This window comes from Ancylobacter rudongensis (genome assembly GCF_900100155.1).
Taxonomy (GTDB): domain Bacteria; phylum Pseudomonadota; class Alphaproteobacteria; order Rhizobiales; family Xanthobacteraceae; genus Ancylobacter; species Ancylobacter rudongensis.
Map to the genome: position 1 here is coordinate 250,097 of NZ_FMTP01000002.1, position 25,223 is coordinate 275,319.

Sequence of the window (25,223 nt, forward strand, 5' to 3'; positions counted from 1 at the left end):
ATGCACCGGCCATCGCCCCGACGCGGTGGACCCGGACGCCAGAGCCGGCCCGCGGAACCGATCGTGAATGACCTGTCCGCCCGGGGCGGCACCCCGGTGGCGCAGGCGCTGCGCGAGGTGCGCGGCGCCTTCCTGGGCGTCGGGGTGCTGAGCGGGGTGAGCAACCTGCTCATGCTCACCGGCCCGCTGTTCATGATCCTCATCTATGACCGGGTTCTGACCAGCGGCAGCGTGCCGACGCTGGTGGCGCTGGGCGTGCTGGTGATGGGGCTCTATGCCTGTCTCGGCCTCATCGAGATCCTGCGCAGCCGTGTGCTCGCCCGGATCGGCGAGCGGATCGACGAGAGGCTCGGGTCCGCCAGCTTCCGGCTGGCGCTGGAACTGCCTCTGGCCGCGCCGCCGGGCACGCCCGCCCGGCCGGTGGGTGATCTCGACCTGATCCGGGGCTTTTTCGCCGGGCCGGGCCCGGTGGCGCTGTGCGACCTGCCCTGGCTACCGGTCTATCTCGTCGTGGTGTTCGCCTTCCATCCCTGGCTGGGCTGGCTGGCGGTGGCCGGCTCGCTGCTGCTGATGGCCAGCACGCTTGCCAGCGAGTGGGCGATGCGCGCGCCCGTGCGCGAGAGCGCCGGCCTCGCCATCCGCCGCCAGGACCGGCTGGAGGCGGGACGGCGCAATGCCGAGGTGCTGCGCGCCATGGGCATGGCCCCGGCCTATGCCGCCGGCTGGAGCCGGATCAATGACGAGCATGCGCGGCTGCGCCTGCGCCTCGCCGACATTGCCGGGCTGCATGGCGGCCTCACCCGGGCGCTGCGGCTCGCGCTGCAATCGGCGGTGCTCGGTCTTGGCGCCTATCTGGTGATCCGCCAGCAGCTTTCGCCGGGCGTGATGATCGCGGCCTCCATCGTCACCGCCCGGGCGCTGGCCCCGGTCGAGCAGGCGATCGCCAACTGGCGCGGCTTCATCGCCGCGCGGCAGGCCCGCGCCCGGCTGGAGACGCAGCTCGCGCGCCCCCCCGATGCCGAGAAGCTGGTTCTGCCGGCGCCCGCGGCCAGCCTCGCGGTGGAGCACATCGCCGTCGCGCCGCCGGGCGTGGCACAGCCGGTGGTGCGGGAGGCGAGCTTCCGGCTGGAGGCGGGGCAGGGCCTCGGCATCGCCGGTCCGAGCGGCTCGGGAAAGTCGAGCCTCGCCCGGGCGCTGGTGGGAAGCTGGCCCTGCCTGCGCGGCACCATCCGGCTCGATGGCGCCGAGCTGAAGCAGTGGCCGCCGGAGGCGATCGGCCGCCATATCGGCTATCTCCCGCAGGATGTGGAGCTGTTCGACGGCACTGTGGCGGAGAACATCGCCCGCTTCGAACCAGGGGCCCCGGCAGAGGAGGTGCTGGCGGCGGCCCGCAATGCCCATTGCCACGAGATGATCCTGCATTTTCCCGAAGGCTACGACACGCGGATCGGGATTGACGGCATGGCGCTCTCGGCCGGGCAGCGCCAGCGCATCGGGCTGGCCCGCGCGCTCTACCGCAAGCCCTTTCTCATCGTGCTCGACGAGCCCAATGCCAATCTCGACCGGGATGGCGAGGCGGCGCTCGCCGCCGCCATCCGCGCCGCGCGCGAAGGCGGTGCCATCGTCATCGCCATCGCCCACCGAACGCAGCTGCTCGGCACGCTCGACCAGCTGCTGATCCTGAAGGAGGGCCGGGTCGCCGATCTCGGGCCGCGGGACGAGGTCCTCGCCCGGCTGAAGATGCCGGTGGAGTAGCCGATGCACACTGTCACGCCCCCCGAAACTCCGGCCCGCGCCATCTCCCCCGCCGCCCGCGCGATCCGGCGCGACCTTGCGCTCGGCTTCGGCGTCATCGCCCTGCTCATCGGCGGCCTCGGCGGCTGGGCGGCGACGACGGAACTCGCCGGCGCGGTGATCGGCAACGGCACGCTGGAAGTGGACGGGCGGGTGAAGAAGGTGCAGGCACGCGACGGCGGCGTGGTCGGCGCCATCACCGTGCGCGACGGCGACCGGGTGGCCGCAGGGGAAGTGCTGGTCCGGCTCGACGACACGCTGACGCGAGCCAACCTCGCCATCGTCGAAGACCAGATCCGGCATCTGGTCGCCCGGCGCATGCGGCTCATCGGCGAGCGCGATGGCACGGCGCGCCTCGCCGTTCCCGAGGAGTTGCAGCCCGCCGATGATCCCTCCGGCCGTGCCGCCGCTCTCGTCGCCGCCGAGCAGTCGCTGTTCAAGGCCCGCCGCGACCTCGGCGCCGGGCAGAAGCGCCAGCTTGAGGCGCGCATCGCCCAGATCCACCGCGAGGTCGAGGGGCTGGCCGAGCGCCGGGACGCCAAGACCGAGGAACTCGCCTGGAACGCGCGCGAGCTGGAGAGCGTCACCACGCTGCACGGCAAGGAGCTTGCCACCCTCGGCCAGGTGGCGGAACTGAGCCGGCTGCGTGCCCAGCTCACCGGCGAACATGGCCAGTTCGTCGCCGAGATCGCCCGCGCCGAGGCCCGCATCGCCGAGACGGAACTTGCGATCATCGAGATCGACCAGCAGCGGCAGGCCGAGGCGATGGCCAGCCTGAGCGAGATCGACTTCCGTCTGGCCCAGCTTGCCGAGCAGCGGATCGCCGCCTTCGAGCGGTTGCAGGGAATGGAGGTGCACGCCCCGCAGGCCGGCGTCGTCCACGACCTCGCCGTGCACACACTCGGCGGTGTCGTCGCGCCAGGCGAAACGCTGATGCAGATCGTGCCGAGTGCGGACGCGCTGGTGGCCGAGATGCGGCTGCGCCCGCGCGACATCGACCAGGTCCACACCGGCGAGCCGGCGGTGCTGCGGCTCACCGCCTTCAACCAGCGCACCACGCCCGAGCTGGCCGGCACGGTGACGCAGGTCTCCGCCGATGTGCTGGTCGACGCGGCCAGCGGCGAAAGCTGGTACACGGCGCGAATCACCCTCGACCCCGCCTCGGTGGCGAAGCTCGGCGGGCTCCAACTGGTGCCCGGCATGCCGGTGGAAGTGTTCATCCATACCGAGCCGCGGCTGGCGATTTCCTATTTCCTCAAACCGCTGAAGGACCAGCTGATGCGCGCCTTCCGCGAGGAATGAGGGCGCAAGGCCGGGCGGACGACCTGCCGGCGGTGAGCCGGGCGGCGGCATCCAGGCCGACCGCGCCGGAGCGGGTCTCGCCGATCTGCAGGAGGTGGCGGGCCGACTCCGAGCGCACGCAAATGGCGGTCGAGCCGGTCGCCCCGAAGATCATCGCCGAGAGCCTGAAGGACTTCTCCGAGGTCGCGCGAGCCAAGCTGCGCATAGAGGCCGGTGAATATCACCGCGGCCATCTGCGCACGCTCGCTCAGTGGGTCGAGGTGGTGAGCAGGTCAGAGATTCGGCGGATGGGGAACAAGTCGGACCGTCTGCGCACGCGTGCTGCCGCATCACGCGTCGGAGCGGCGGCGAACGGTGTTCGCAGTTTTGTACGGAAGTGGCGCGCCCGAAGAGATTCGAACTCCTGACCCCCAGATTCGTAGTCGGTCCCGGCCCGTTGTTCCGGCGCCGACTTCTCGCAAAACGCCGCCAAGCCGAGCCTATACTTTTCAATGGCTTAGCATAGGTTTCGCAAACCGTCTTACCCGGTATCATGGGAGGGCGGCATGACCGATTTTCCCGACCTGATGGCGGCGGTTGCGGGGCGGCTTCTAGGGGAGCCGAACCGGGCGATGTCGTCGAAGGACGAGCTTCGCTTCGGCACCCATGGCAGCCTGTCGGTGAAGGTGGGCGGGCCGCATAAGGGCACATGGGCGGACCATGAGGCCGGCGAAGGCGGCGGCGTGCTCGACCTGATCGCCCGGCTGCAGGGCGGCGGGCGCGAGGGCGCGCTGAGCTGGCTGAAGCAGACCTTCCCCGACTTCGCCGGCCGGCCGGAGGCGCCCTCTACCGGGCGGCGCATCGTCGCCACCTACCCTTATGTCGACGAGGCCGGCGCGCTGCTGTTCGAGGTGGTGCGCTATGAGCCGAAGGAGTTCCGCCAGCGCCGGCCGGACGGCGCCGGCGGCTTCGCGTGGAACCTGCAGGGCGTGCGCCCGGTGCCCTATCATCTCCCCGAGCTGATCGAGGCCATCGGCTCGGAACGCACCGTCTTCATCGTCGAAGGCGAGAAGGACGTCGATCGCCTGCGCACCCTCAACGTACCGGCGACCTGCAATGCCGGCGGCGCCGGCAAGTGGAAGCTGGACTTCGTCGAGCACTTCGTCGGCGCCGATGTGGTGATCGTGCCGGATAATGACGATCCCGGCCGCGAGCACGCCGAGAAGGTGGCGCGGGCGCTGCAGCCGGTGGCGACGCGGGTGCGCGTGCTCACCCTGCCGAACCTGCCGCGCAAGGGCGACGTCTCGGACTGGCTGCAGGCCGGCGGCACGGTGGAGGAACTGCACCGGCTGACGGAAGCGGCGCCGGACTGGCGCCCGGCGGCGGCGACCCGGCTGCCGGCCGTGTGGTGGGGCGACGAGGACAAGCAGCCGCCGCTCTCCTGGCTGGTGAAGGGCCTGCTGATCGAGGGCGGCTTCTCCACCGTCTACGGCCCGCCCGGCACCTCCAAGAGCTTCCTCGTGCTCGACCTTGCCCTGCACGTCGCCCATGGCCGCGACTGGTTCGGCAAGCGGGTGGCGGCGGGCGGAGTGGTCTATGTCTCCGGCGAGGGCGGCGCCGGCATGCTGATGCGGATGAAGGCGTGGCGGCAGGAGAAGGATGGCGAGGCGGGCAAGCCCTTCGTGCTCGTCCCTTCCTCGGTCAACCTCTATGACGACGAGGAAGGCGTCGAGACGCTGATCGCCGATGTGAAGGACCACCAGGCCCGCATGAGCGCGCCGCTGCGGCTGGTGGTGCTCGACACGCTCTCGCGCATGATCGGCTCGGGCGACGAGGACAAGGCGCGCGACATCAACGTGGTGGTGCAGAAGGCGGAGCGTATCCAGCGCGAGCTGGGGTGCCACGTCCTCGTCGTGCATCACTCCGGCAAGGATACCGATCGCGGCGCGCGGGGCTCCAATGCCCTGCTGGGCGCCGTGGATGCGGCGATAGAGATCACCCGTCACGAGACGGGTGTGTGTGCAGGCAAGATCGCGAAGGTGAAGGACGGCGGCGATATCGCGCCCTTCAAGTACGAGCTGCTGCAATCGGTTCTCGGGACGGATGAGGACGGTGACGACATCACCTCCTGCATTATCGCTCCCACGGATGCGAGCACCGGCGAGTCGAAGGGCACCACGCGGCTACCCGACGCAGCGCGCATCGCGCTCGAAGCCCTCAAGGCAGCGCTGGTCGAGCAGGGCCAGCCCTCGCCCGGCGGGCAAATCCCCAATGGCGTGAAGATCGTGTCGGTGGAGGTGTGGCGTGAGTACGCCTACCGGCGCGGTCTCGGCGACACACAGGAGGCGAAGAAGAAGGCATTCCAACGGGCTCGGGAGACCCTGTCGAGCAAGGGCGAGGTGGCAATGTGGGAGCCGTGGGCATGGCTAATCCGTTGAAGCGGGACATGAATGTCCCGGCGGGACAGTCCCGGGAGTCCCGGTGGGAACGGGACACGGGACATCCCCCTAAAGGGGATGTCCCGTGTCCCGCCACACCCATGCCGGCCGTGCTGGTCGAGCTGGCGGACCGGGTGCGGCGGCTGGTGCCGAGCCACCGTGACCCCGAGGCGTTCCACGAGGCCAAATCGGAGATCGAGGCGGAGCTGCGGCGCCTGTCGCGGGTCCTCCCCCCGGTCCCTGTATGCGGGCGGCGGGAGCGCTTGAGTTCGCTAGACGGGGCGGGATTGAGTCCTAAAGTCTCCGGCTTGAGAAAGGGTTGAGAATGCAGGATTTGCATGGCTCCTCCCTCTTCGGCGACGTGACCGGGAAGCCGGCGGAAACCCTCTCCAAGAAGGGCTTTGCCGAGGCGATCGGCGTCTCTGCCGGGCGCGTGTCGCAGATGATAGCCGGCGGGCTTCCCGTCGAGCCGAACGGGCGCATCCATGTGGCGCGGGGCAAGGCGTGGGTGGCCGAGAATGTCGACCCCAACCGGCGCCGCGCCTCGCTCGACGGCCCGGCTTCCTCGGCTTCCACCCCGCCGGCTCTTGTCTCGCATCGGGCCGTTCGCGACGCGGCGGAGGCGGAGATCGCCCGGCTGAAGGCCGAGCGCATGGGGCGTGCGCTGATCGACCGGGCGGCGACGCTGCGCACGATTGAGAGCCGCGCCCGCTTCGAGCGCGACGCCTGGCTCGGCTGGGTGAACCGGGCCGCGCCGGACATCGCCTCCACCACCGGGGCGGACCTTGCCGCCACCGTCGCCGTGCTGGACCGGCTGGTGCGCGCCCAGCTCAACGTGCTGGCAGACCTTCCTCTCGATAAGCTGGGCGCCAGCGATGATGACTGGCAAGGAGACGACGCATGAGCGCGACTATCGCGATGAAGGACGTGCTGGCGGCCATGGACGCTCTCCGTGCGTCCCTTGCCCGTCACGAGGCCAAGGTCCTGCAGGTCGAACACTCACTGTACTGGGAGGTGCCTCTCGAAGAAATGGACGTGAGCCTCGACGCATATCCCGAGAACCTGGACGTCGGCGATCTGGAAGACGACATGAGCCACATCCGCGAGTTCTACTTTGCCGAGCCATGGCCGGAGATGTACGCCGAGAAGCTCGCAGCGATCCTGCGCTACATCGGCACCCTTGAGCTTGGGAAACCCGCCGATGACTGACCTTGCCCAGGCGACGCTGGCCGAGCTCACCGCCGAGCTGGTCGATGCGGCCTGGCGGCGGGGGCTGCGGCCGGAGCTGCAGCTGACCGTCACCGAATGGGCGGACGCCAACCGCACCCTGCCGGGCACCAATGCCGAGCCGGGCCCGTGGCGCACCGCCCGCGTGCCCTATCTCGCCGAGATCATGGACTGCCTCTCGACCGCTTCGCCCGTCGAGCGGGTGGTGCTGATGAAGGGAGCCCAGACCGGCGGCACCGAGGCCGGGCTCAACGCCATCGGCTATTGGGTCGCGCACGCGCCGGGGCTCATCCTCGCCGTCTGGCCCTCCATCGACATGGTGCGGCGTAACTCGCGCACCCGCATCGAGCCGCTGATCGAGGGCACGCCTGCCCTGCGCTCCCGCATCGCCCCGGCCCGCTCCAAGGATCCCGGCAATACGGTGGGGCTGAAGGAGTTCCCCGGCGGCGCCCTCATCATGACCGGCGCCAACTCCGCCACCGGCCTGCGCTCCACCCCAGCGCGCTATCTCGTGCTCGACGAGGTGGACGCCTTCCCGGCGGACGCCGATGGCGAGGGCGACCCGGTGGCGCTGGCGGTGCAGCGCACCGTGACCTTCCGGGGGCGGCGCAAGATCTTCCTCATCTCCACCCCGACCGAGGCCGGCGTGTCACGGATCGAGAAGGCCTATGCCGAGAGCGACCAGCGCCGCTACTTCGTGCCGTGCCCCCACTGCGGCACGCACCAGGCGCTGAGCTGGCGCGGCGTGACCTGGCCGGAGGGCGAGCCGCGCAAGGCGTTCTATGCCTGCGAGGCCTGTGGCGGGGTGATCGAGGAGGCGGACAAGCCCGCCATGCTGGCCAAGGGCGAGTGGCGGCCGACAGCCCAGGGCGACGGGCTCACCGCCGGCTTCCACCTCTCGGCGCTGTACTCGCCCTTTGAGAGCTGGGGAGAGATCGCCGCCGACTTCCTCACCTCGAAGCGCGACCCGGCGCGGCTGAAGACATGGACCAACCTCAAGCTCGGCGAGGCCTATGAAGACCGGGACATGGCGCCGCTGGCGCCTGATAGTCTCGCCTCACGCGGCATCGCCTGCGACCCGGCATGGACCGAGTTGCTCCCGGAAGGCGTCGCCGTCATCACCGCCGGCGTCGACACCCAGGACGACCGCATCGAGGTGGAGTTCGTCGGCTGGGGCCGGGGCGAAGCCAGCTGGTCGCTCGACTACGATATCCTGCACGGCGACACCTCGCGCCCCGAGGTGTGGGCGGCGCTCGATCGCCTGCTCGCCCGTCGCTTCCGTCACCAGAAGGCCGTCCCCGACCTTCCGATCCTCGCCGTGGCGATCGATTCCGGCGGGCACCGCACCGACCAGGTGATGCGGTTCTCGGCCGAGCGGCTCAACCGCCGGATATGGGCGATCAAGGGCCGAGGCGGGCCGGGTGTGCCGCCCTGGCCGAAGCGCCCGCCCAAGCTGCGCAGCGCCAGCCTCGCCCCGGTGCACATTGTCGGCGTCGACACGCTCAAGCATGGCCTGCTCTCGCGCCTGCGCATCGTCGATGGCGGCCCCGGCGCCTGCCACTGGCCGGCCGAGCGCGACTATCACTGGTTCACCGGCCTCGTCGCCGAGCGCCCGGTGCGCCGCTACACGCGCGGCGTTGCCCGCATCGAGTGGGTGCCCGACCCCGGCGTGCGCAACGAGCCCCTCGACTGCCGCGTCTACGCTACGGCCGCCCTGCACGGGCTCTATGCCGCCGGCATGAGCTTGGCCGAGATGGTGGGCAAGGTGGAAGGGGCGGAGGTGCGGGCTGGGGCTGTGGGAGCGGAGCCTGCCGGCGAAGTAATGCGCCGGGCGCCGGCCGTGGTGCGGTCGAGTTGGGTGGGGTGAGGGGGCTTAGGCGGAGCTATTGCTGATACCCCCGTCAGATGCCACGCTGCCGCTCAATCGCGCGCAGCGGGGAAGTTGAAGCAATGCTGAACCTCCAAGTGAAATCGTTCCATGACGCGCTCGCGGAGACTCCTGACCTAAAGGTCAATGGTGAGTGGTTGTGTATTAACATCGAATCCCGAACCGCTTGGCCTACGAAGCCGCAAGCATTCATCTTCGAGGGCCGTCAGGTCTGGGTGATGCCACTATCAACGGACTGCTACCCTGGACTGGCTACCAGAAAACCATCCGACATGGATCATGATGAGTGCCTAGCCCTTCTACACCGTGCACTGAGCGTCCTTACGTGGCTTGAAAACGCCGGCGCAACAGTGGTTCAGATGAGCGGCGGCAATATTCCACGTATGATGGGGATGCGGCTGGGGTTAGGATATGCAATTCGCGAAGACTTTGATTTGTCTGATCTGCCTACGATTGAAAGTCCGCGTGGCAAGCTTGCGCTAGCGCTCATGCGCGAAGGTCGGGGACTAAACCACCCTGGCTACTCATTCCTTTCATTCTTTCGGGTGCTGGAGACAGCCATTCCGAACGGCAAGATCCGAGGCACTTGGGTAACCGACAATATCGACAAGCTCGATGGTCACCGCGCCAAGAAAGCCATCGAAAAATTGAAGGCGACAGTTGAGGGCGATATCGGCGAACATCTCAGGGACTCGGGGCGACATGCTATCGCGCACGCCAGTTCAGAGCCGGTAATAGATCCCGACGACCCGCGCGACTCACGGCGGCTAGAGGCAGAGTTGCCGATAATCGAGGCGCTGGCAGTTTTGGCGATCGAGGAGCATCTAGGTATACAAACTACGCAAACAATCTGGAAAGAGCATCTATTTGAATTGCGGGGATGGAAGGGCATAGTTCCGCACACTGTTATTGAGGCAAGTCGCTCCGGAATACCTCCTGAATTTGAAGGTTCTATTGACCTTCCCATCATCAATTTTCGACTCCGTCGCAGTGAGCCGTTCCCATTATTCGAGGGGATGATACCGGCACGAATAGGTATCACAGATCAGCGCGTTGAGTTGGTTTATCGAAGCGCGGACGGACTCGCTGAGTTAACATTCTGGTTGAATTTCGCGGCGGAGAGGCTCGAGTTCGACATCGATAGCAGCCTCATCCTGCACGATGATGGTAGCGCGGCGGCAGTACGAAATGGAAAACAAATATGTAGATTTATCTGGGATTATTTCTGTAATGGGGAGATTCAAATTTGGGATGCGGACACGGGACGTCTTTTATCTAGGGTTGGCGCATTCATTCCAATAAATATGATGGCCAACCATGATGGCCATGTTGCTGAACTCGCAAAATGGGACGAAATTATACAATCGAGAGAACAGGCGGAGGGCATCGCGATAACTGACGTCTAATTATCGTATAATATACAGTTAAAAAGGCCGACTATCGCAATTTCAAATTTGAAGCCACGCAAAGTCGGGTGAATACAGGTTCGTTTTTAGGCATATCGCCGCAGATTATCTTTATAATCTCTGGGTTCGCGAATTCCGGCTGCGGCTCCACCCTGTGGATCGTCATTTTCGTGCAGACGTCAATCCTGAAGTCCAACGTATCCTTCATTTCCACCGAAGTTGACTTACCCATCGATGGATCGCGAAGGTACATTAGTTTTCCGCAATTGCCGACAACTTCGGCTTGAATACTAGACATGTCACGCGTCGCAACCCAAGCGTCGAGGCGTCGCAAGTACAGGGCGCGCAACTGCTCAATCTGCTCGGGTGAGACATTAGGCAATGTTTGCGCATGAGCCGGCAGTGCAAGGGCGGTCGACAGAAAAAACAGCGTTAGTCGCTTCACTGCGCTTTCCTCCGGTGGGCTCACGCTCAATTATACGAAACAGCACGCTTAGAGTCTCGCGTGAGTTCATTGGGCCATTGCGCCAGCGATAGGCGTCGTGTCGACTTCGCTGCCCGGCCGCATGGCGCAAGCACCCCTTGGCTGCCGTTGGGCAAGGCAGTACCGTCCGAGAGTTGTAACGTGCGGATGGTGCCATGACGGTTGAACTGCAGCCGCTTATCCTCGTGATCGCGGCACTCGTCGCCTTCGTCCTCCTCGCGGTTTTGGTCGCCCTGGCGCTAGGCTTGATGCGCGCCCGCCGGAAGCTCGCGGCCCTCGAACAACGATTCAAGCCCGTTCTCGATGTCGAGGCCGAGATAGAGCGGCTCAGGGCCGAGGCGCACCGCACGATCACGCAGGCACTCACCGAGGCTACGGGCACACTGGAAAAGCTACGGTCCGAGACGGCCCAGGCTGAAACCCAGCTCTCGACCTTGCGGACGGACTACAAGGACAAGCGGACGACCTATGAGCGCCTGGCGGCCGAAGTCGCGATCTTCGACGAGCGCCTGGCCTTTGCAGAAATGGGCGTCTACGAGCCGCATTTCGACTTCACCGACAGCGAGGCCTACAAGGCCGAAATCCTGAAGGTGCGGGGCCTGCAGAAGGAGCTGGTGGCGGCTGGCACCGCCGTCGTCTGTCCGATCGAGTGGGCAGTGGACGGCAGCAAGGCCAAGGGCCGAACGATGACCAACCGGAACATCCGGCTCACCCTGCGGGCTTTCAACAATGAGTGCGACGCGGCCATCGCCAATGCCCGGTGGAACAACATCAACGCCATGGAAAAGCGGATAGAGCGCGCGTCCGAGCAGATCGACAAGCTGAACGAATCCAACAAGATCTTCATTGGAAGCGAATACGCGAAGCTGAAGCTGCGGGAGCTGTATCTCACCCACGAGCACCGTGAACGGGCGAAGCAGGAGCGCGAGGAACGATCGGAGGCCGCTCGGCTCGCCCGCGAGGAGCAGAAGCTGCTTCGCGATCTCGAACGCGCCCAGGACGAGGAGGCGCGGTATGAGCGCCTGCTGGCGAAAGCCAGGGCGGAGGCCGCGAGCTTTCAGGGGCAAAAGCTGGAAGCCTTCGAGGCGCAGATACAGGTGCTGGAGCGCGATCTCGCAGAGGCTCACGCGAAAGCCGAGCGCGCCCAGGCGATGGCCGAACGCACCCGCTCCGGCTACGTCTACATCATCTCGAATGTCGGCTCGTTTGGCGCGGACGTGGTAAAGATCGGCCTGACCCGGCGCCTCGATCCGAACGACCGCGTGCGCGAGCTTGGCGATGCCAGCGTGCCGTTTTTCTTCGACACCCACGCCATCATCTACAGCGATGATGCGCCGGCGCTGGAGCGGGCGCTCCATGCTGAGTTCAACCGGGGCCGCATCAACACCGAAAACAGCCGCAAGGAGTTCTTCCGGGTGCCGAGCATCGACGATGTCGAGGCGGCTGTTAAGCGGCTGGCGCCCGCCTCGGCGTTCTTCAGGGACGTGGAAGCGCAGGAGTATCGCGAAACGCTGGCGCGGCGGAATGCGGCGCTCTCCGTTTCAACGGACGCGAAGCAGAGCATGTTTCCAGAAGAACTATAACACGGAATTATCTTCCAAAGCGGTCTACTAGATTCCAACAGAAAGGACCGCTACATTCGGACAACGAGATATTTTATCCATATCATGGCAAATTCGATTGCAAACTGTGTTTGCTCTCGCGATAGGACTGGCATTTCGGCACTCCCAGGCCCATGCCCTAGAGGATTCCTAATCTTAGTAAAAAATTCCTTGAGTAAAATGGCTTCCCACGGCGTAATGAATGAATTTTCCTTCGAGGCAAGATTATCTATGTAGTTGTGTGCACCTTTCTCTTTGCCGTGCGTCCATCCTTTTTGTTCTGATATTATTTTTATCGTACTTTCAAGGGCGCGAGCGGCATAGAATGCAGGATCGCGTCCATTAGAATCTCGTAAATCCAACGCCTCTTTCATGTCGTGATCGACGTTCTTCCAAATCGGAGACGATAATATTAACCAAAATGGAGACTCAACTTCCTTTTGCACTAATCCTTCATTCGATATTTGAATATAACCATTGTGATAATTAATAGGATAACCCGCTTGGGTGAACCGAGCGTTCAACTCCTCAACAGATGAGCGAAAATCAGAAAGCTCCTGCTCTCGCATCCTATGCACAGCTTGGATCTGATCTTTGGGCAAATTTAAGTCGGCCCTCCTAAGAGAGGCGAGCGTTTTCTCAATAACTGAAACTGGTTTGCTGTGCCTCGTGGCTATTTGATTCTCCCTTAGCCTAAATCCAAGCTCAATCAAGCTGATACGATCTTTAATATGAACATCTGGAGATCCGGAAATTGGCTGATTCATCCAATTTTCGCATATTTTAATCATCGTATTTTTATGAGTTTGAATAGTATCATTTCCATTCCATTTAATATTGTACGAGTACCATTGTGGAGCAAGCTCGATAAGTCCTAGCTCTCTTGATAGCTCTCTGTGAAGTCGCGTCCAAATCTCTACGTTATAAGCAATCTCTTTTCCATCATCGTAGTATGGAAATAAATCCTCTGATAAAATTCGGAACGACTGAACTATTAATCTCTTATCTCTGTCATCGAATGATCTAAAAATAGCGGTGCTTTCGTAGCGTCTGGCGAATATATCTATAAGCATATTTTTCTCCGGAGAAACGTAAGCGTCCGTTGGTTGTTTTGTTTGATCTTAATTCGCTATAGGTTCATCTCCCTCTATCGTCACACCGTCGAATTGAGTCTATTCGTATCAACTTATTCATTAGATTCAGGTGCCGTTCACCCGCTTCACGAACCACACCCGAAACTCCTCAATCGGCGGCGTCCATTTCGTCAGCTTACTCGCCGCCCTGGCAATCATGAACGCGGCGGCGTCGAGTTCGATCGTGACAGGCTCGGTCCGATCGCTCGAATGCTTCAGCCAAGTGAGCTCCCAATTCAGGAGCGCGATCCATTCCTTACGGCTAAAGCGTGCCAGCGCGCGTTCGGAGGCCACCAGACCATCGAAGATCGTGTCCTCTTTCCGAAAGTCGAACATGCCTTCGGCGGCACCTGCCAGAGTGATGGCGACATCAAAGCCGCCATACTCAAGGGCCGCGATCGCTGCTTCGATCTGGCGTGTTGCCGCTTGCTCTCGCGTAAGCGTTAGCGGTTGCTCGGGAGGGTTCACGGCCGCTCTTTCCTCAACCGCACCCCCGGCCCTTCGCCGTTCTCGGCGACGAAGATGACGCCAGCCCCCTCCAGCGCGCGCTGGATGGCCGACACCGCCTCCTCTGAGACAGCTCGACGAGCCTTCTCGAAGTCAACGACCGTGGACAGTCCGAGGCCCGCTGCGGAGGCGAGCTGCGGTTGCGTCCATTCGATGAGTGCGCGGGCCGCACGGCTCTGAGCTGGCGTCATTGGATCAACATTTTCTGTTGACGACCGCAGTCAATCAACCTATCAACATAAACTGTTGATCCATTCCTATCACAGGAGCACGCGCATGGGCACCCATGAACGCGAACGGGTGAGGTACGTCCCCAGCCGGCGCGCGGCGCTTGGCCGTGGTGTGCCGAGCCCCATGCGGCCCCGCAGCCATGTGGCTGAAGGCTCCTAGCCGGATGGGCGGGGTGCGTTCGGATAAGCGCACGCTGGGCATCCGGGGCCGCGCGTCCGTCAAGGCGCGCTGGACTTCCTGCCCGGCGTGGAACGCACCCCGCCCGCCACCGGCAGGGGCCTCGCCCGGCGGATGGGTGCCTCTGGCCTCCGCGCGCTGATCTTGGCCAGCGCGCCGGAGGGCACCGCACCCACCATCAGCTGAGGCCCCGGCCCGGAGGGGCGTGGCGCGGCCGGCCGGCCCGCGCTGGGATTCCTGGGCAGCGCGGTGCGCGCCACGCCCCTTCGTCATCGAGCCGCCGGCGGCGTTCGCCGGCCTTTCAACCTTCCCACCATTGAGGAGCACGCGCATGGACAGCCATGTTCGCGAACGGGAGAGCCTTGTTCCCAGCCGGCGCCAGGCGCTTTGCCTTGGCGCGGCGCTTGTGACCGTGCCGACGGGCGTTCTGGCGCTGGCAGTGCCGACCCCAAGCCTTGCGGCGCCGGTCCCGATCACCCCCGCCGACCCGCTGCAGCGCGCCCGGTCGGCGTGGCTGGCCTTCGCCGCCGCCATGGACGAGCTGGCGGCGCCGGGTGATGGCTGGAGGCTGGAGGGCGCCGGCGCGCGGCGTGCCGCGCATGGGCGCCCGGCCGAGGCGTGGGTCTATGCCAGCCGGCTGACCTATGAGTGGCAGGCCGATCCGCGCCTGCGCGCCGGCGGCTTCCTCGACGAGCGCGCCGAGCCGATCGACCTTTGGCGCAAACCCCGCGTCTCCCAACCGGAGGGGCGGACATGAGTGGCCAACCCCTCGCCCCCAGCCGGCGCCAGGCGCTCGCCCTCGGCGCGGCACTGGTCAGCCTTCCCGCCGGTGCCGTTGCAATGGCGGCGCCGCCCGATCCGATCTTCGCCCGCATCGCCTGGCATAAGCGGCTGATGGAGCCGGTGCGCGCCTGCCCGGCCGTGACGGAAGAGGACGAGGAGCGGCTCGCCGTGCTGGTCCGCACCGCCGACCATGGTTATGCCGAGATGCTCGGTACGGCGCCCACCTCGCTCGCCGGCCTGTACGCTCTGGTGGCCTATGTCGAAGGCTCCGGCCAGGGCGGCGTGCGCCGCGACCTGCCGCTCGGCACGCAGGAGACGGACGGCGGCGTGACCTATGAGGACCTGTTCCTCGCCGCGCTGCGCCGCTCCCTTTCCCAGCTGTGCCGGGAGGCGCGGCCATGAACGCCCACACCCGCGAGTTCGTGATGGTGGAGCGCCAGCGCCTGCGCGAGCGGGCCGAGCGCACGATCGAGGCGCTGATCGGGCTGCTCGACGAGCTGGACGGCAACCCGGACGAGGAAGACGGCGGCGATGATGAGCCGGACAGCGATGGCGAGCCCTCGCTCGGCTGGGAAGATGGCCGGCCCGAAGGGTTCGCTGGCGGCACCGGCCATTGGGATTGCGACTGCGAGCACGACCAGGCGGAAGACGGGATCGCCGACGCGGAGGGGCTGATGGAGCAATGGGGCGGCGCGTTGAACGGGTGGCGGATCGCATGAGAAGCGCCGAAAGATCACCGGCCGCACTTGACCGTTGGATGATGCGATGGTTATAACCGTTGCATCGTCCAATGGTGTGAGCTCCCATGCAGTACTTTTCGCCCCAGCAGATCCGCGAACTGACCGGCATCACCCCGGAGACCCTGCGCGACTGGCGTCACCGTGGTCTGCTGACCGGGTTCGGCGTGGTGCCGCTGGAGAACGGCTGGACGCGCGATCTGGAGAAGATCAAGCAGCTCAAACGCCCGACGTGGCTGTATCTGCGTGGCGAGGTCACGACGCTCGCTCTGGCGAAGTCGCTGACGACGCTACGTGTCGAACTGAGCGCGGCTCTTCACATCGCCTCGCTGCTCAACCTTTACGTCATCGCCTGGCTGGTCGAGAGCTACGGCGCGTACCGCGACATGCCCTATGCGATCGCCTGGCCCGAAGAGGACGGCCACCCGTCCCCCATCGGGATCGAGCCCGGCAAGTTCGGAGTTGTTCGACTCGACGACCTCAATCGCATCCCCGCCTATGCGGGCGGCAAGGCGCTTGTTTTCGACCTCAAGAAGCTGGCCCTCGACCTTCCCGAGCCGCTTCGCGACCTCCTGTCCAACGAACAGGCCTCGTGATGATGGGCCTCGTCTCCTCCCTCTTTGACCGCGCCAAGAGCGCGCTGCGCCCGGCCTCGCGCTCCTATGAGGGCGCGGCGACGGGCCGGCGCGCGACCGGCTGGGGCGGGATGCGCAACCAGCACGGCGCCGCGCAGGCGGCCCGTGCTCCCCTCGGCTACCGCGCCCGCTATCTGGTGGCGAACAACCCGAACGCGGCGGCTGCCAAGGCGGCGTGGGTGGCGGCGCTGGTCGGCACGGGCATCGTCCCGGCCGTGACCGGCACGCTGGCGGCGCGCTGGACGGCCTGGACGGACGAGGCCGACGCCGACGGCCTGATGGACTTCTATGGCCTCACGGCCCTGATGGTGGGCGGCATGGTGGTGGATGGCGAGGCGCTGGCGCTGCTGATCGCCACCCCGGCGGGCCTGCGCATTCGGGTGCTCGATCCCGACCAGCTGGATGCCTCGCTCACCCGCCCGCTCCCCCAGGGCGGGCGCATCGTCAATGGCGTCGAGTTCGATATGTTCGGCTCCCGCGTCGCCTACTGGATCGTCAAGGAGCGCCCGGAGATCGGCCTCGGCCTCAACCTTCAGCCGGTGCGCGTGCCGGCGGAAGACGTGGTGCATCTGTTCCGCCCCGACTTCCCCGGCCAGGTGCGCGGCGTGTCGTGGTTCGCCCCGGCGATCCTGCGGCTGGCCGAGCATGACGAGTGGCACGGCGCCCAGCTCACCCGCCAGAAGGTCGGCGCGCTTCTCGCCGGCCTCATCACCACCACGGATGGCACCGCGCCCTTCGGCGGCGAGACGCAGGGCGAGGCGCTGATCGGCTCGCTGGAGCCGGGCGCCATGGTGGTGCTGCCGCCGGGCAAGGACGTGACCTTTTCCAACCCGCCCGCTATCGCGCAGGAGGCCAACGACTTCGCCCGCATCACCCTGCACGAGATCGCCGCCGCGCTCGGCCTGCCCTATGAGGTGCTGACCGGCGACCTCTCCAGCGTCAACTATTCCTCGATCCGCGCCGGCCTCGTCGAGTGGCGCCGCCGGGTGGAGATGACCCAGCACAATGTGATCGTCTTCCAAGCGCTGCGCCCCATCTGGCGCCGCTGGGCGATGATCGAGAGCCTGCAGGGCCGGCTTGCCGCCCGCCCGCAGGAGCTGCTCCCGGTGCGCTGGATCACCCCGAAGCAGCAATGGGTGGACCCGGCCAAGGACGTACAGGCGGAGATCGAGGCGATCAATGCCGGGCTGATGAGCCGCCGCGAGGCGGTGGCGGCGCGCGGCATGGATGTGGGCGCGCTCGACGCCGAGATCGCCGCCGACAAGGCCCGCGAGGCGAGCCTCGGCCTCGCCTTCACCGCGCCCGCCACGGCCAAGCCGACGCCGGCGATCGAGGAGACCGTGGCATGAACGCTCCCGCCGAGATCCTCACCCGCCGCGCGCCGCTTCCCGCCTCCAGCTGGGATGCCGACAGCCAGACCTTCGAGGCCGTGCTCTCCACCGGCGCCGCCGTCGAGCGCTGGGACGTGCGCGGCCCCTATGACGAGATTCTCCTCCTGTCGCAGCCGGCGTGGCCCGCCCGCGTGCCCCTGCTCGACAGCCACGGAAGGGAGAGCGTGGACCGCCAGCTCGGGAACGTCGACACGCTGCGCGTGGTCGGCGGGGACCTCCTCGGGCGCGCCACGCTCTCCCGCCACAATCCCCGCTCCCGGCGCATCGCCGCCGAGCTGTCGGACGGTGCCACCTTCGGCATCTCCATCGGCTACGGCGTCGAGCGCTGGTCCGAGCGCACCAATGCGAAGACCGGCCGCCGCGAGAAGGTGGCCGAGCGCTTCACCCTGATCGAGGCCAGCCTCGTCGTTGTCCCCGCCGACCCGCATGCAGGCATCAGGAGCCACGACATGACGGTCAGCACCGAGCCGGCGCCCGCGCCCGCTCATTCCACCCCGGCCCCCGCGCCGTCCCTCAACCCGCCGGCCGCTGCAGAGCGGGCGGCGATCAACATGGAGATCCGTTCCATCGCCAACGTCGCCGGCCTCGACCAGGGCTGGATCGACAGCCAGATCGACGCCAACGCCACCACCGACGCCGCCCGTGGCGCCGCCTTCGCCGCCATGCAGGCCCGCAGCGCCCCGCTGCAGACCTTCCACCCGACCGTGGCGACGGTCACTCAGGATCACACTGACCCGGCGGCGATCCGTTCCGCCATGGGCGAGGCTCTCGCCCATCGCCTCGCCCCCGGCCGGGTGAAGCTGGAGGGGCGCTCGCGCGCCTATGCCGGCTTCCGCATGCTGGACATGATCGGCGACCTCGCCCAGGCGCGCGGCGAACGCCTTAACCTGCGCGACCAGAACGCGCTGATGGAGCGCGCCGTCGGCGCCCATTCCACCAGCGACTTCCCGCTCTTGCTGGCGGACGCGGCCAACAAGGCCCTGCTCGCCAACTACGCCGCCGCCGAGCCGACCTATCGCCTGATCGCCGCGCGCCGGTCCTTCACCGACTTCCGCGACCACTCTTTCCTGCGCATCGGCGACTTCCCGACCTTCCGGGAGACCAACGAGGGCGGCGAGCTGAAATACGGCACCCTCTCCGAGAACCGCGAGAAGGTGCGGGCGAAGGAGCTGAATGCCGGCATCGCCATCGGCCGCCGCGCCCTCATCAATGACGACCTGTCGGCGCTGGCGGACTTCTCCTCCATGATCGCCATCCGCGCCGCCAGCGACGAGAATGCCCGCGTCTACGGCCTGCTCGCCGCCAATGCCGCCCTCTCGGACGGCAAGGCGCTGTTCCATGCCGACCACGGCAACAAGGCCGCTGCCGGCGCCGTCCTCTCGGCCGCCTCGGTCGCCCTCGCCGTCGCCGCGCTGCGCAAGCAGAAGAGCCTCGACGGCGTGCCGCTCAACCTCGCCCCCCGCTTCCTCGTGGTTGGGCCGGACACCGAGCTTGCCGCCCGCCAGGTGCTCGCCGCCATCACCGCCGCCAAGGCGGGCGATGTGAACCCGTGGGCGGGCACGATGGAGCTGGTGGTCGACGCCAACATCACCGGCGCGGTCTGGTACGTCATGGCGGACCCCGCTGCGGCGCCCAGCCTCGTCTATGGCTACGTCTCCGGCGCTGAGGGGCCGCAGATCCGCACCGAGATCGACTTCGACACCCGCGCCGTCAAGGTTGCCGCCGGGCTCGACTTCGGCTGCGGCGTCATCGACTTCCGTGGCCTCTACAAGAACGAGGGCGCGTGATGGCGGTCAGGGACAGCCTCGAAGACCGCCTTGCCCGGCTGCGCTCAGTGCGCGCCGATGGCGTCCGCCGCCTGCGCTACACCGACGGCAAGGAGGTGGAGTATCGCACCGACAGCGAACTCGCCGCCGCCATCGCCGACGTCGAGCGCCAGATCGCCGGGGCAAATGCCCCGGCGAAGGTCGTCTATCTCGCAACAAGCAAGGGGCTCTGAAAACGATGGCGAAGCGCCCTGCCCTCATCCCGCAGTCTGACGCCACCCGCCTGTTCAAGGCGGCGCGGGCGGCGGGATATGCGCGGGCGCGCCTTATCACCCATCCCGACGGGCGGATCGAGATCGTCGGCGAAGACGCGGAAGCTGCCTCGCCGGCGATGGAGCTTTCGCCTTACGAAAAGTGGAAGGCGGGCAATGCGCGCTAAGCTCTCAGGTATCAACACGATCCGCCGCAGGCTCGCGAGCGGCAAGGAGGCGACGTACTATTATCACCGGGCGAGCGGGCAACGCCTCGCCGGCGAGCCCGGTTCGCCCGCCTTCCTCGCCTCGATCGCTGAGGCGGAAGCGAGCATGCGCAACCGGACGGCCGGCACACTGGCCGGCCTGTTCCGTGACTTCGAGCAGACCGCGAAGTGGCGCCGGCTGGCCGAGAGCACGAAGGCCGAGTATCGGCGGATTTTCACCTTCTGGGATGGCGAGTACGGAACCTGCCCTGTCCTCGCGCTGCAGGACAAGGCGTTTCGTCGCGACGTGCTGAAGTGGCACGACACCTTTTCCGCCGACAAGCCGCGTGAAGCCGACAACCGCGTCACGATTCTCGCGCGTGTGCTCTCGTGGGCAGCAAAGGACGGCCCGCTGGACGTGAATGTCCTGCAGGGCTTCGATCGCGCGTATCAGGGCGACCGTTCTGACAAGATTTGGCTGCCGGAGCATGTCGACGCCTTCATGGCGGTAGCGTCGCCAGAAATGCAGCTGGGTCTCGTGCTAGCACTGCATACGGGCCAGCGCCAGGGCGACCTCCTGCGCCTCGCATGGGGCAATTATGACGGCGCGCGCATCACACTGCGCCAGGGCAAGTCACGCCGTGCCGGGCGGGAGGGGCGCCTCATCACCATCCGCTGCACCAAGGCGCTGAAGGACACGCTCGACGGCCTCGCCAAGCGCTCGACCCTGATCCTGACCACCAAGACCGGCCGGGCGTTCAAGAAGCGGTACTTCGCCGACCAGTGGGAAGCCACCTGCAAGGCGGCGGGCATCGAGGATCTACACTTCCACGATCTGCGCGGAACGACCGTCACCATGCTCTTTCAGGCCGGCTGCAACCTCGGCGAGATCGTCGCCGTGACCGGGCACACCCTGCGCCGCGCGCAGGAGATTCTCGACAAGTATCTCGCCCGCACGAGCACGATGGCGGACAGCGCAATTGCCAAGCTGGAGAACGTTCTGGAAACGGAGTTTGCAAAACAGACTGCCAAACGGGAGGCTCAGTCCGATGCTAAGTAATGGCGCGCCCGAAGAGATTCGAACTCCTGACCCCCAGATTCGTAGTCTGGTGCTCTATCCAGCTGAGCTACGGGCGCCCGGCTTCCTGCCGATGAAGGAGGAAGCCTGTTCGCGGCGGGTCGGCAACAGGTGATAACCAACCGCGAGGGCCCGTCTGCTACCCCGTTTGCGTGCGCATTGCAAGACGCCGTGCAAACGAAGCGCACTATCCACAGCCTAGCCACAGGCTTCCCACAGGCTTGCCGCGCGGCCGGCGCTGACGCCCGAGGCCCGTCGCGCCAGGAGAAGAGCGGCCGGCCAGGGGCTTTGTCCCCTCCAAAACGTGCGGCCGCCCGTCGTCCTCCGCGCGTCGACGCCCCACGCCGTCGTCCCGAGCCATGGCCGTGCGAAGCCTTTGCCTCCAATGCTCTCAGCCGAGATCCCCAGCCAGGAGGCTTGGCCGAGCCGAGAGTCTTGGCCGGGAGTCTTGGCCGGGATCCTCCGCCGAGAGCCTCGGCCAACCGGGCCGCGCCGGCCAGGCGCCATTGGCCAGGCATCGCCAGCCGGGCCCCGGCGCCCCGCCGGCTTCAGGCGCGGTCCTTACTGCACCTCGAACGGCATGTTGGCGGTGGCGCCGGCGCCCTTGCCGTCGCGCAGCTCGACGAAGATGCGGTAATGGCCCGGCTTGAGGCCGGAGAGCCGGGCGCCGGTCGGCCCGCTCTGGCGCACCGAATCGGGGAAAAGCGCCGGCACCTGCTCGGCGTCGCCGCCAATGCCGCGGTCGTCGCTTTCCGCCATGACGAACCAGCGCACCTCCATCAGGTCGCCATCGGGCTCGAGGGCGTCGAGGGTGAAGGCGCCCTCCTCGTCCGCGCTCCAGCGGGCGAAGGGCGCGCTCGGCTCCCCCGCCACCCGCAACGAGGCGATGCGCGGCGCCTGGTTGCCGCCAGGCGGCTGGCCACCCCAGGCCTGCGCCATGGCTTCCGCCGCCTCCAGCCACACGCCGTCCGGCAGCAGCAGGCTGTGCCAGCTCGGCGTCACCTCCTGCTTCTGGCCCCAGAGGAAGAGAATGGTGCCGGCCCCCTGTTCCTCCAGCGCGGCGAGATAGCGGCGCAGCTGAATCGCCTTCTGGGTCGAGCTCGGCTCGAAGGGCGCGCCCCAGGGCGCGTGCGCCGCCTGCCACTGGCCGAGCGCGCCCAGCTCGGTAATGATGATCGGCCCGTCCCAGCCCTGCTTGCGCGCCCGCTCGGCCACGGAATAGAGCGCGTCGCCATAGGAATTCAGGCCGAGCACCCTGATGCTGGGGGCCGCCTTGCGCAGCTTCTCCACCTTGTCGGTGCCGGTCTCGGCCAGCACGGCGAGCGGCGGGTGCCTGGCATCGACGCGGGCGACCATCGCGGCCACCTCCTCGATGACAGGCCAGACCGCCGAATCATCGTCGAGATCGACCTCCACCTCATTGCCGATGCCCCACATCAGCAGCGCCGGATGGTCGCGATACTTGGTCACCACGGCTTCCAGCTCGGCCAGCTGGCGGGCGCGGAAGGCGGCATCGGTGTAGTCGGCGCCCTGCCGCGGCTGGCCGACCCACAGGCCGGCGATCACCTTCAGCCCGAGCTTGCCGGCCTCGTCGAGCAGCGGGCCGGGGTCCTCGCCATAGCTGCGCACGGTGGTGGCGCCGAGGCCCGGCAGCAGCGCCAGCGGCCCGTCACCGGCGACGCCGCGCACCGCAAAGGGCTGGCCGTCGACAAGGAGGATGTGGCCCTCGATGGTCACGTCTGTGGGCGTCGCGCCCGGCGCGCCGGGAATCACCGGGGTGGCGAGCTGGGGCTGGGCAAGGGCGGGCACCGCCATCAGCGGAACCGACGCCGCCAGCGCGCCCAGAAGGCCCCGCCGGCTGAGGATGGCCGGCGCAGGGCCGACCATGGTGGAGCTCATTTTCAAATCGCGTCCTCTCTCGGCGCTGCGCCCCCGCGCCCTCAGCCGTAGGATCGCAACGCCCGATGAGCGTCGAGATCGACCGGGCGATCGGGCACCCGCAGCTGGAAGGTAGCGCCGATCGTGCCGGGGACCAGCTGCACATCGCCGCCATGCGCCTGCATCAGCTCAGCGGCGATGGCGAGGCCGAGCCCGGTGCCGCCCCGGCTCACCGAGCCCTGGAACGCCTCGAACAGATGCGCCTGTGCCCGCGCGGGCACGCCCGGGCCGGTATCGGCGACCTCGATGACGACAATGGCGCCCTCGCGTCGCCCGGTGATGCGGATCTGGTCGCGGGCGACGTCGTTGGGCGCACGGGCGCGCAGCGCCTCGACCGCGTTGCGGCAGAGATTGAGCAGCACGCGAAAAAGCTGGTCCGGATCGGCATCGACCATCAGGTCGCGGTCGATCGATTCGACGAAGCCGATGCCGGTACCGTCCTCCCCCACGCCGAGGCCCAGCGTGTCGCGCACTTCCGCCACCAGCGGGGCGAGCGCCACCATGCGCCGCTCGGGCGGGGGCTCCTGCGCCTTGCCGTAGGCGAGCGTGTGCTCGCAATAGGCGATGGCACGGTCGAGCGCCGCTTCCAGCTTGGGGGCGAAGCGCTGCACCGCCGGGTCGCGTATGTCGGCGAGGCGGTCGGAAATCAGCTGCACCGAGGCCAGAAGATTGCGCAGGTCGTGGTTTATCTTCGACACGGCAAGGCCCAGCGCGGCGAGATGGTTCTTCTGCTGCAGCGTCTCGGCGATCTGGCGCTGCATGGTGGTGAGCTCGCGCTCGGCCTGGCCGATTTCGTCCAGCCGCCGGTCGTCGTCCAGGTCCAGCACCGGCAGGGTCGGGTTGAGGCGGAAGGCGACCATGCGCTGGGTGAGACGGCGCATCGGCCGCACGAACATCCAGGCGAGGCCGAGATAGACCAGCGCGCCGGTAAGGGCGGCGATCACCAGCGACACCAGCAGCACATTGCCTGTGAAGCGCAGCATCGCCTTGCGCAGCGGCGTCTCGCTGATGACGATCTCGACGAAACCCTCGCCGCGCGGCGGGTTGCCGACGGCGCGGATCACCCGGCCATCCGGCGAAAGCAGCGTGTCGAACGCCTCCCGCACCGCCTGCCACGGCCCGACATCGCGCACATCGGCGTGGTGGTCGACTTCCGGCGGCATGTCGGAGGAGGCCAGCAGCCGGCGGGTATTGTCACGCTTGAGCGCCACGGTGATGGCGCCGACGCTGCGCAGCAGTTCCTGCGTCAGCTGCGGCGAGATCATGCCATCCGGCGCCGCGTCGAGCACGAGGGCGGCGGTACGGGCGGAAGCGAGACGGTCGGACAGCCAGTTGAGCCGGAAGGCGGCAACGGCCGGCACCAGAATCAGCACCTCCGCCAGCAGCACGAAGGCAAGGGTGAAGGCCAGCAGCTTGCCGGACAGGCCGAGATGGAAACCGCGCCCCTCGCAAAGCCGTGGCGCGGCGGTCCCGTCCGTGCCGCCGAACCCCGTCGTCCCCGACGGCAGCCCGCCGCCGCCCGGACGCGAGTCGGTACCGCCCGCCGTAAGGGCGGGCACGGCGACGCCATCGGTCCCGGCTTGCGAACGCTTCTTCATGCCAAACAACGCTTCTTCCGCTCCCGCGCCGCCCCTCCCGGGCCCGACGCGCGCGCCATCGGATGGGAGGATTACGGCAGGGAAACGACGCCGGATCAGGAAAGCGCAGGCCTTTCCCCCTCCCTGGCCCGCCTCCCGCGCCCGATCACATTCATGTAAGGCGGGCGAGCGCCGTTGCCAGAGGCGCCCCGATGGCAACGCTTTTGCGTTAGCCTTTTGCGGAAGCCTATCGCGTTAGCTGGCGGCTTGGCATGGCCCACCGCGCATGCCCCCGCGGAAGCAGCAGAGGAGCGGAGCGCGGGAAGGTGGATTGGTCGATGCAACCGGGATTGGCGCATTGACTTGGGCAGGAGTGCCCCCTATAAGCCGCCCAACCACGGCTGCCCCGCCGTTGGATTGCTTCCCGCATCTGCGATTTTCGCCCCGGCTGGTTCCGTGGCGTGCCGGAACGGGAAACCTCCGGCATCAGGGCGGCAGATCGAACAAGCGGAGAAAGACCCGTGAAGCGCACTTATCAACCGAGCAAGCTCGTGCGCGCCCGCCGGCACGGCTTCCGTGCGCGCATGGCGACCCGCACCGGCCGCAAGATCATCAATCTGCGCCGTGCCCATGGCCGCAAGCGCCTGTCGGCCTGACCGAGCCTTTCGACCCCACATGGCTGGGGCGCGCCCCT

The 25,223-nt window shown here is 66.9% G+C and carries 24 protein-coding genes and 1 tRNA gene; 19 read left to right on the forward strand and 6 right to left on the reverse strand.

The features are described 5' to 3' along the window. Window positions 1-63 precede the first annotated feature (63 nt). The 8 genes from BLO63_RS06155 to mauJ all read left to right on the forward strand — a co-directional run bounded on the left by BLO63_RS06155 (window position 64) and on the right by mauJ (window position 10,034). A complete protein-coding gene (locus BLO63_RS06155; protein WP_244517671.1) occupies window positions 64-1,755 on the forward strand; it encodes a type I secretion system permease/ATPase in 1,692 nt (563 codons plus the stop codon). 3 nt (window positions 1,756-1,758) lie between these two features. Beyond that, the gene (locus tag BLO63_RS06160; RefSeq protein ID WP_091437804.1) at window positions 1,759-3,096 is read left to right on the forward strand and encodes an HlyD family type I secretion periplasmic adaptor subunit; all 1,338 of its coding nucleotides are present in this window, start codon (window positions 1,759-1,761) and stop codon (window positions 3,094-3,096) included. A 122-nt stretch (window positions 3,097-3,218) separates the two neighbouring features. Beyond that, window positions 3,219-3,503 carry a hypothetical protein gene (locus BLO63_RS06165; protein WP_143007053.1) on the forward strand — a complete coding sequence of 95 codons (285 nt, stop codon included), beginning with the start codon at window positions 3,219-3,221 and terminating at the stop codon, window positions 3,501-3,503. 138 nt (window positions 3,504-3,641) lie between these two features. After that, the gene (locus BLO63_RS06175) at window positions 3,642-5,513 is read left to right on the forward strand and encodes an AAA family ATPase (protein WP_091437808.1); all 1,872 of its coding nucleotides are present in this window, start codon (window positions 3,642-3,644) and stop codon (window positions 5,511-5,513) included. A 325-nt stretch (window positions 5,514-5,838) separates the two neighbouring features. Then, window positions 5,839-6,417 (forward strand): hypothetical protein, encoded by a 579-nt coding sequence (locus BLO63_RS06185; protein ID WP_091437813.1) that lies wholly within the window; start codon window positions 5,839-5,841, stop codon window positions 6,415-6,417. Continuing rightward, the gene (locus tag BLO63_RS06190) at window positions 6,414-6,722 is read left to right on the forward strand and encodes a hypothetical protein (RefSeq protein WP_091437816.1); all 309 of its coding nucleotides are present in this window, start codon (window positions 6,414-6,416) and stop codon (window positions 6,720-6,722) included. Before BLO63_RS06185 ends, BLO63_RS06190 begins: the two co-directional genes overlap by 4 nt. Then, window positions 6,715-8,607, forward strand: a complete 1,893-nt coding sequence (locus BLO63_RS06195; RefSeq protein WP_091437818.1) for a phage terminase large subunit family protein — start codon at window positions 6,715-6,717, stop codon at window positions 8,605-8,607. Before BLO63_RS06190 ends, BLO63_RS06195 begins: the two co-directional genes overlap by 8 nt. A gap of 83 nt (window positions 8,608-8,690) precedes the next feature. Then, on the forward strand, window positions 8,691-10,034 hold the full coding sequence (gene mauJ, locus BLO63_RS20910) for a methylamine utilization protein MauJ (RefSeq protein ID WP_205409273.1): 1,344 nt from the start codon (window positions 8,691-8,693) through the stop codon (window positions 10,032-10,034). Between the two features lie 31 nt (window positions 10,035-10,065). Here the strand turns inward: mauJ and BLO63_RS20915 are convergent, their stop codons facing one another. Next, entirely contained in the window at window positions 10,066-10,479 is a 414-nt protein-coding gene (locus BLO63_RS20915) for a hypothetical protein (protein ID WP_143007055.1), read from the reverse strand. Window positions 10,480-10,673: 194 nt separating this feature from the next. Between BLO63_RS20915 and BLO63_RS06200 the strand changes: the two genes are divergently transcribed. After that, a complete protein-coding gene (locus BLO63_RS06200; protein WP_162841770.1) occupies window positions 10,674-12,101 on the forward strand; it encodes an SNIPE associated domain-containing protein in 1,428 nt (475 codons plus the stop codon). Window positions 12,102-12,151: 50 nt separating this feature from the next. Here BLO63_RS06200 and BLO63_RS21080 read toward each other — a convergent pair whose 3' ends face one another. After that, the gene (locus BLO63_RS21080) at window positions 12,152-13,192 is read right to left on the reverse strand and encodes an AbiJ-NTD4 domain-containing protein (protein WP_162841771.1); all 1,041 of its coding nucleotides are present in this window, start codon (window positions 13,190-13,192) and stop codon (window positions 12,152-12,154) included. A gap of 126 nt (window positions 13,193-13,318) precedes the next feature. Continuing rightward, window positions 13,319-13,720, reverse strand: a complete 402-nt coding sequence (locus BLO63_RS06210) for a hypothetical protein (RefSeq protein WP_091437821.1) — start codon at window positions 13,718-13,720, stop codon at window positions 13,319-13,321. A gap of 778 nt (window positions 13,721-14,498) precedes the next feature. On the opposite strand from BLO63_RS06210, the gene BLO63_RS06220 reads away from it, so the two are divergent. The 9 genes from BLO63_RS06220 (at window position 14,499) to BLO63_RS06260 (ending at window position 20,996) form a co-directional block, all read left to right on the forward strand. Then, complete coding sequence (locus tag BLO63_RS06220) at window positions 14,499-14,924, forward strand: hypothetical protein (protein WP_091437826.1); 426 nt, start codon at window positions 14,499-14,501, stop codon at window positions 14,922-14,924. After that, the gene (locus BLO63_RS21085; RefSeq protein ID WP_162841772.1) at window positions 14,921-15,352 is read left to right on the forward strand and encodes a hypothetical protein; all 432 of its coding nucleotides are present in this window, start codon (window positions 14,921-14,923) and stop codon (window positions 15,350-15,352) included. The genes BLO63_RS06220 and BLO63_RS21085 overlap by 4 nt, the downstream gene beginning before the upstream one ends. Then, window positions 15,349-15,669: a hypothetical protein gene (locus tag BLO63_RS06230; protein WP_091437829.1), complete on the forward strand. Its 321-nt coding sequence runs from the start codon at window positions 15,349-15,351 to the stop codon at window positions 15,667-15,669. The genes BLO63_RS21085 and BLO63_RS06230 overlap by 4 nt, the downstream gene beginning before the upstream one ends. A gap of 86 nt (window positions 15,670-15,755) precedes the next feature. Beyond that, window positions 15,756-16,283, forward strand: coding sequence for a hypothetical protein (locus BLO63_RS06235; RefSeq protein ID WP_091437830.1), 528 nt, complete (start codon window positions 15,756-15,758; stop codon window positions 16,281-16,283). Next, complete coding sequence (locus BLO63_RS06240) at window positions 16,283-17,671, forward strand: phage portal protein (protein ID WP_091437833.1); 1,389 nt, start codon at window positions 16,283-16,285, stop codon at window positions 17,669-17,671. Before BLO63_RS06235 ends, BLO63_RS06240 begins: the two co-directional genes overlap by 1 nt. After that, complete coding sequence (locus tag BLO63_RS06245) at window positions 17,668-19,500, forward strand: prohead protease/major capsid protein fusion protein (RefSeq protein WP_091437835.1); 1,833 nt, start codon at window positions 17,668-17,670, stop codon at window positions 19,498-19,500. Before BLO63_RS06240 ends, BLO63_RS06245 begins: the two co-directional genes overlap by 4 nt. Further along, a complete protein-coding gene (locus BLO63_RS06250; protein WP_091437836.1) occupies window positions 19,500-19,712 on the forward strand; it encodes a phage head-tail joining protein in 213 nt (70 codons plus the stop codon). Before BLO63_RS06245 ends, BLO63_RS06250 begins: the two co-directional genes overlap by 1 nt. A 5-nt stretch (window positions 19,713-19,717) precedes the next feature. Next, complete coding sequence (locus BLO63_RS06255; RefSeq protein ID WP_091437839.1) at window positions 19,718-19,918, forward strand: hypothetical protein; 201 nt, start codon at window positions 19,718-19,720, stop codon at window positions 19,916-19,918. Continuing rightward, entirely contained in the window at window positions 19,908-20,996 is a 1,089-nt protein-coding gene (locus tag BLO63_RS06260; RefSeq protein WP_091437841.1) for a tyrosine-type recombinase/integrase, read from the forward strand. The genes BLO63_RS06255 and BLO63_RS06260 overlap by 11 nt, the downstream gene beginning before the upstream one ends. On the opposite strand, the gene BLO63_RS06265 is transcribed toward BLO63_RS06260, so the two are convergent. The 3 genes from BLO63_RS06265 to BLO63_RS06275 form a co-directional block, all read right to left on the reverse strand. After that, window positions 20,997-21,073: transfer RNA gene (locus BLO63_RS06265), tRNA-Arg, on the reverse strand. 502 nt (window positions 21,074-21,575) lie between these two features. Next, on the reverse strand, window positions 21,576-22,913 hold the full coding sequence (locus BLO63_RS06270; RefSeq protein ID WP_244517672.1) for a glycoside hydrolase 5 family protein: 1,338 nt from the start codon (window positions 22,911-22,913) through the stop codon (window positions 21,576-21,578). Between the two features lie 41 nt (window positions 22,914-22,954). Then, complete coding sequence (locus BLO63_RS06275; protein ID WP_091437847.1) at window positions 22,955-24,550, reverse strand: ATP-binding protein; 1,596 nt, start codon at window positions 24,548-24,550, stop codon at window positions 22,955-22,957. A gap of 500 nt (window positions 24,551-25,050) precedes the next feature. On the opposite strand from BLO63_RS06275, the gene rpmH reads away from it, so the two are divergent. Further along, the gene (gene rpmH, locus BLO63_RS06280) at window positions 25,051-25,185 is read left to right on the forward strand and encodes a 50S ribosomal protein L34 (protein WP_018389439.1); all 135 of its coding nucleotides are present in this window, start codon (window positions 25,051-25,053) and stop codon (window positions 25,183-25,185) included. Window positions 25,186-25,223 lie beyond the last annotated feature (38 nt).

Bases quoted from the DNA above. Each gene is read 5' to 3' on its own strand.
- BLO63_RS06260 (WP_091437841.1), top strand. From the start codon at position 19,908: ATGCGCGCTAAGCTCTCAGGTATCAACACGATCCGCCGCAGGCTCGCG.
- BLO63_RS06200 (WP_162841770.1), top strand. From the start codon at position 10,674: ATGACGGTTGAACTGCAGCCGCTTATCCTCGTGATCGCGGCACTCGTC.
- BLO63_RS06160 (WP_091437804.1), top strand. From the start codon at position 1,759: ATGCACACTGTCACGCCCCCCGAAACTCCGGCCCGCGCCATCTCCCCC.
- BLO63_RS21080 (WP_162841771.1), bottom strand. From the start codon at position 13,192: ATGCTTATAGATATATTCGCCAGACGCTACGAAAGCACCGCTATTTTT.
- mauJ (WP_205409273.1), top strand. From the start codon at position 8,691: ATGCTGAACCTCCAAGTGAAATCGTTCCATGACGCGCTCGCGGAGACT.
- BLO63_RS06270 (WP_244517672.1), bottom strand. From the start codon at position 22,913: ATGAGCTCCACCATGGTCGGCCCTGCGCCGGCCATCCTCAGCCGGCGG.
- BLO63_RS06235 (WP_091437830.1), top strand. From the start codon at position 15,756: ATGCAGTACTTTTCGCCCCAGCAGATCCGCGAACTGACCGGCATCACC.
- BLO63_RS06220 (WP_091437826.1), top strand. From the start codon at position 14,499: ATGGACAGCCATGTTCGCGAACGGGAGAGCCTTGTTCCCAGCCGGCGC.
- BLO63_RS06245 (WP_091437835.1), top strand. From the start codon at position 17,668: ATGAACGCTCCCGCCGAGATCCTCACCCGCCGCGCGCCGCTTCCCGCC.
- BLO63_RS06195 (WP_091437818.1), top strand. From the start codon at position 6,715: ATGACTGACCTTGCCCAGGCGACGCTGGCCGAGCTCACCGCCGAGCTG.
- BLO63_RS06165 (WP_143007053.1), top strand. From the start codon at position 3,219: ATGGCGGTCGAGCCGGTCGCCCCGAAGATCATCGCCGAGAGCCTGAAG.
- BLO63_RS06275 (WP_091437847.1), bottom strand. From the start codon at position 24,550: ATGAAGAAGCGTTCGCAAGCCGGGACCGATGGCGTCGCCGTGCCCGCC.
- BLO63_RS06175 (WP_091437808.1), top strand. From the start codon at position 3,642: ATGACCGATTTTCCCGACCTGATGGCGGCGGTTGCGGGGCGGCTTCTA.
- BLO63_RS06250 (WP_091437836.1), top strand. From the start codon at position 19,500: ATGGCGGTCAGGGACAGCCTCGAAGACCGCCTTGCCCGGCTGCGCTCA.
- BLO63_RS06185 (WP_091437813.1), top strand. From the start codon at position 5,839: ATGCAGGATTTGCATGGCTCCTCCCTCTTCGGCGACGTGACCGGGAAG.
- BLO63_RS06255 (WP_091437839.1), top strand. From the start codon at position 19,718: ATGGCGAAGCGCCCTGCCCTCATCCCGCAGTCTGACGCCACCCGCCTG.
- BLO63_RS06190 (WP_091437816.1), top strand. From the start codon at position 6,414: ATGAGCGCGACTATCGCGATGAAGGACGTGCTGGCGGCCATGGACGCT.
- BLO63_RS06240 (WP_091437833.1), top strand. From the start codon at position 16,283: ATGATGGGCCTCGTCTCCTCCCTCTTTGACCGCGCCAAGAGCGCGCTG.
- BLO63_RS21085 (WP_162841772.1), top strand. From the start codon at position 14,921: ATGAGTGGCCAACCCCTCGCCCCCAGCCGGCGCCAGGCGCTCGCCCTC.
- BLO63_RS06230 (WP_091437829.1), top strand. From the start codon at position 15,349: ATGAACGCCCACACCCGCGAGTTCGTGATGGTGGAGCGCCAGCGCCTG.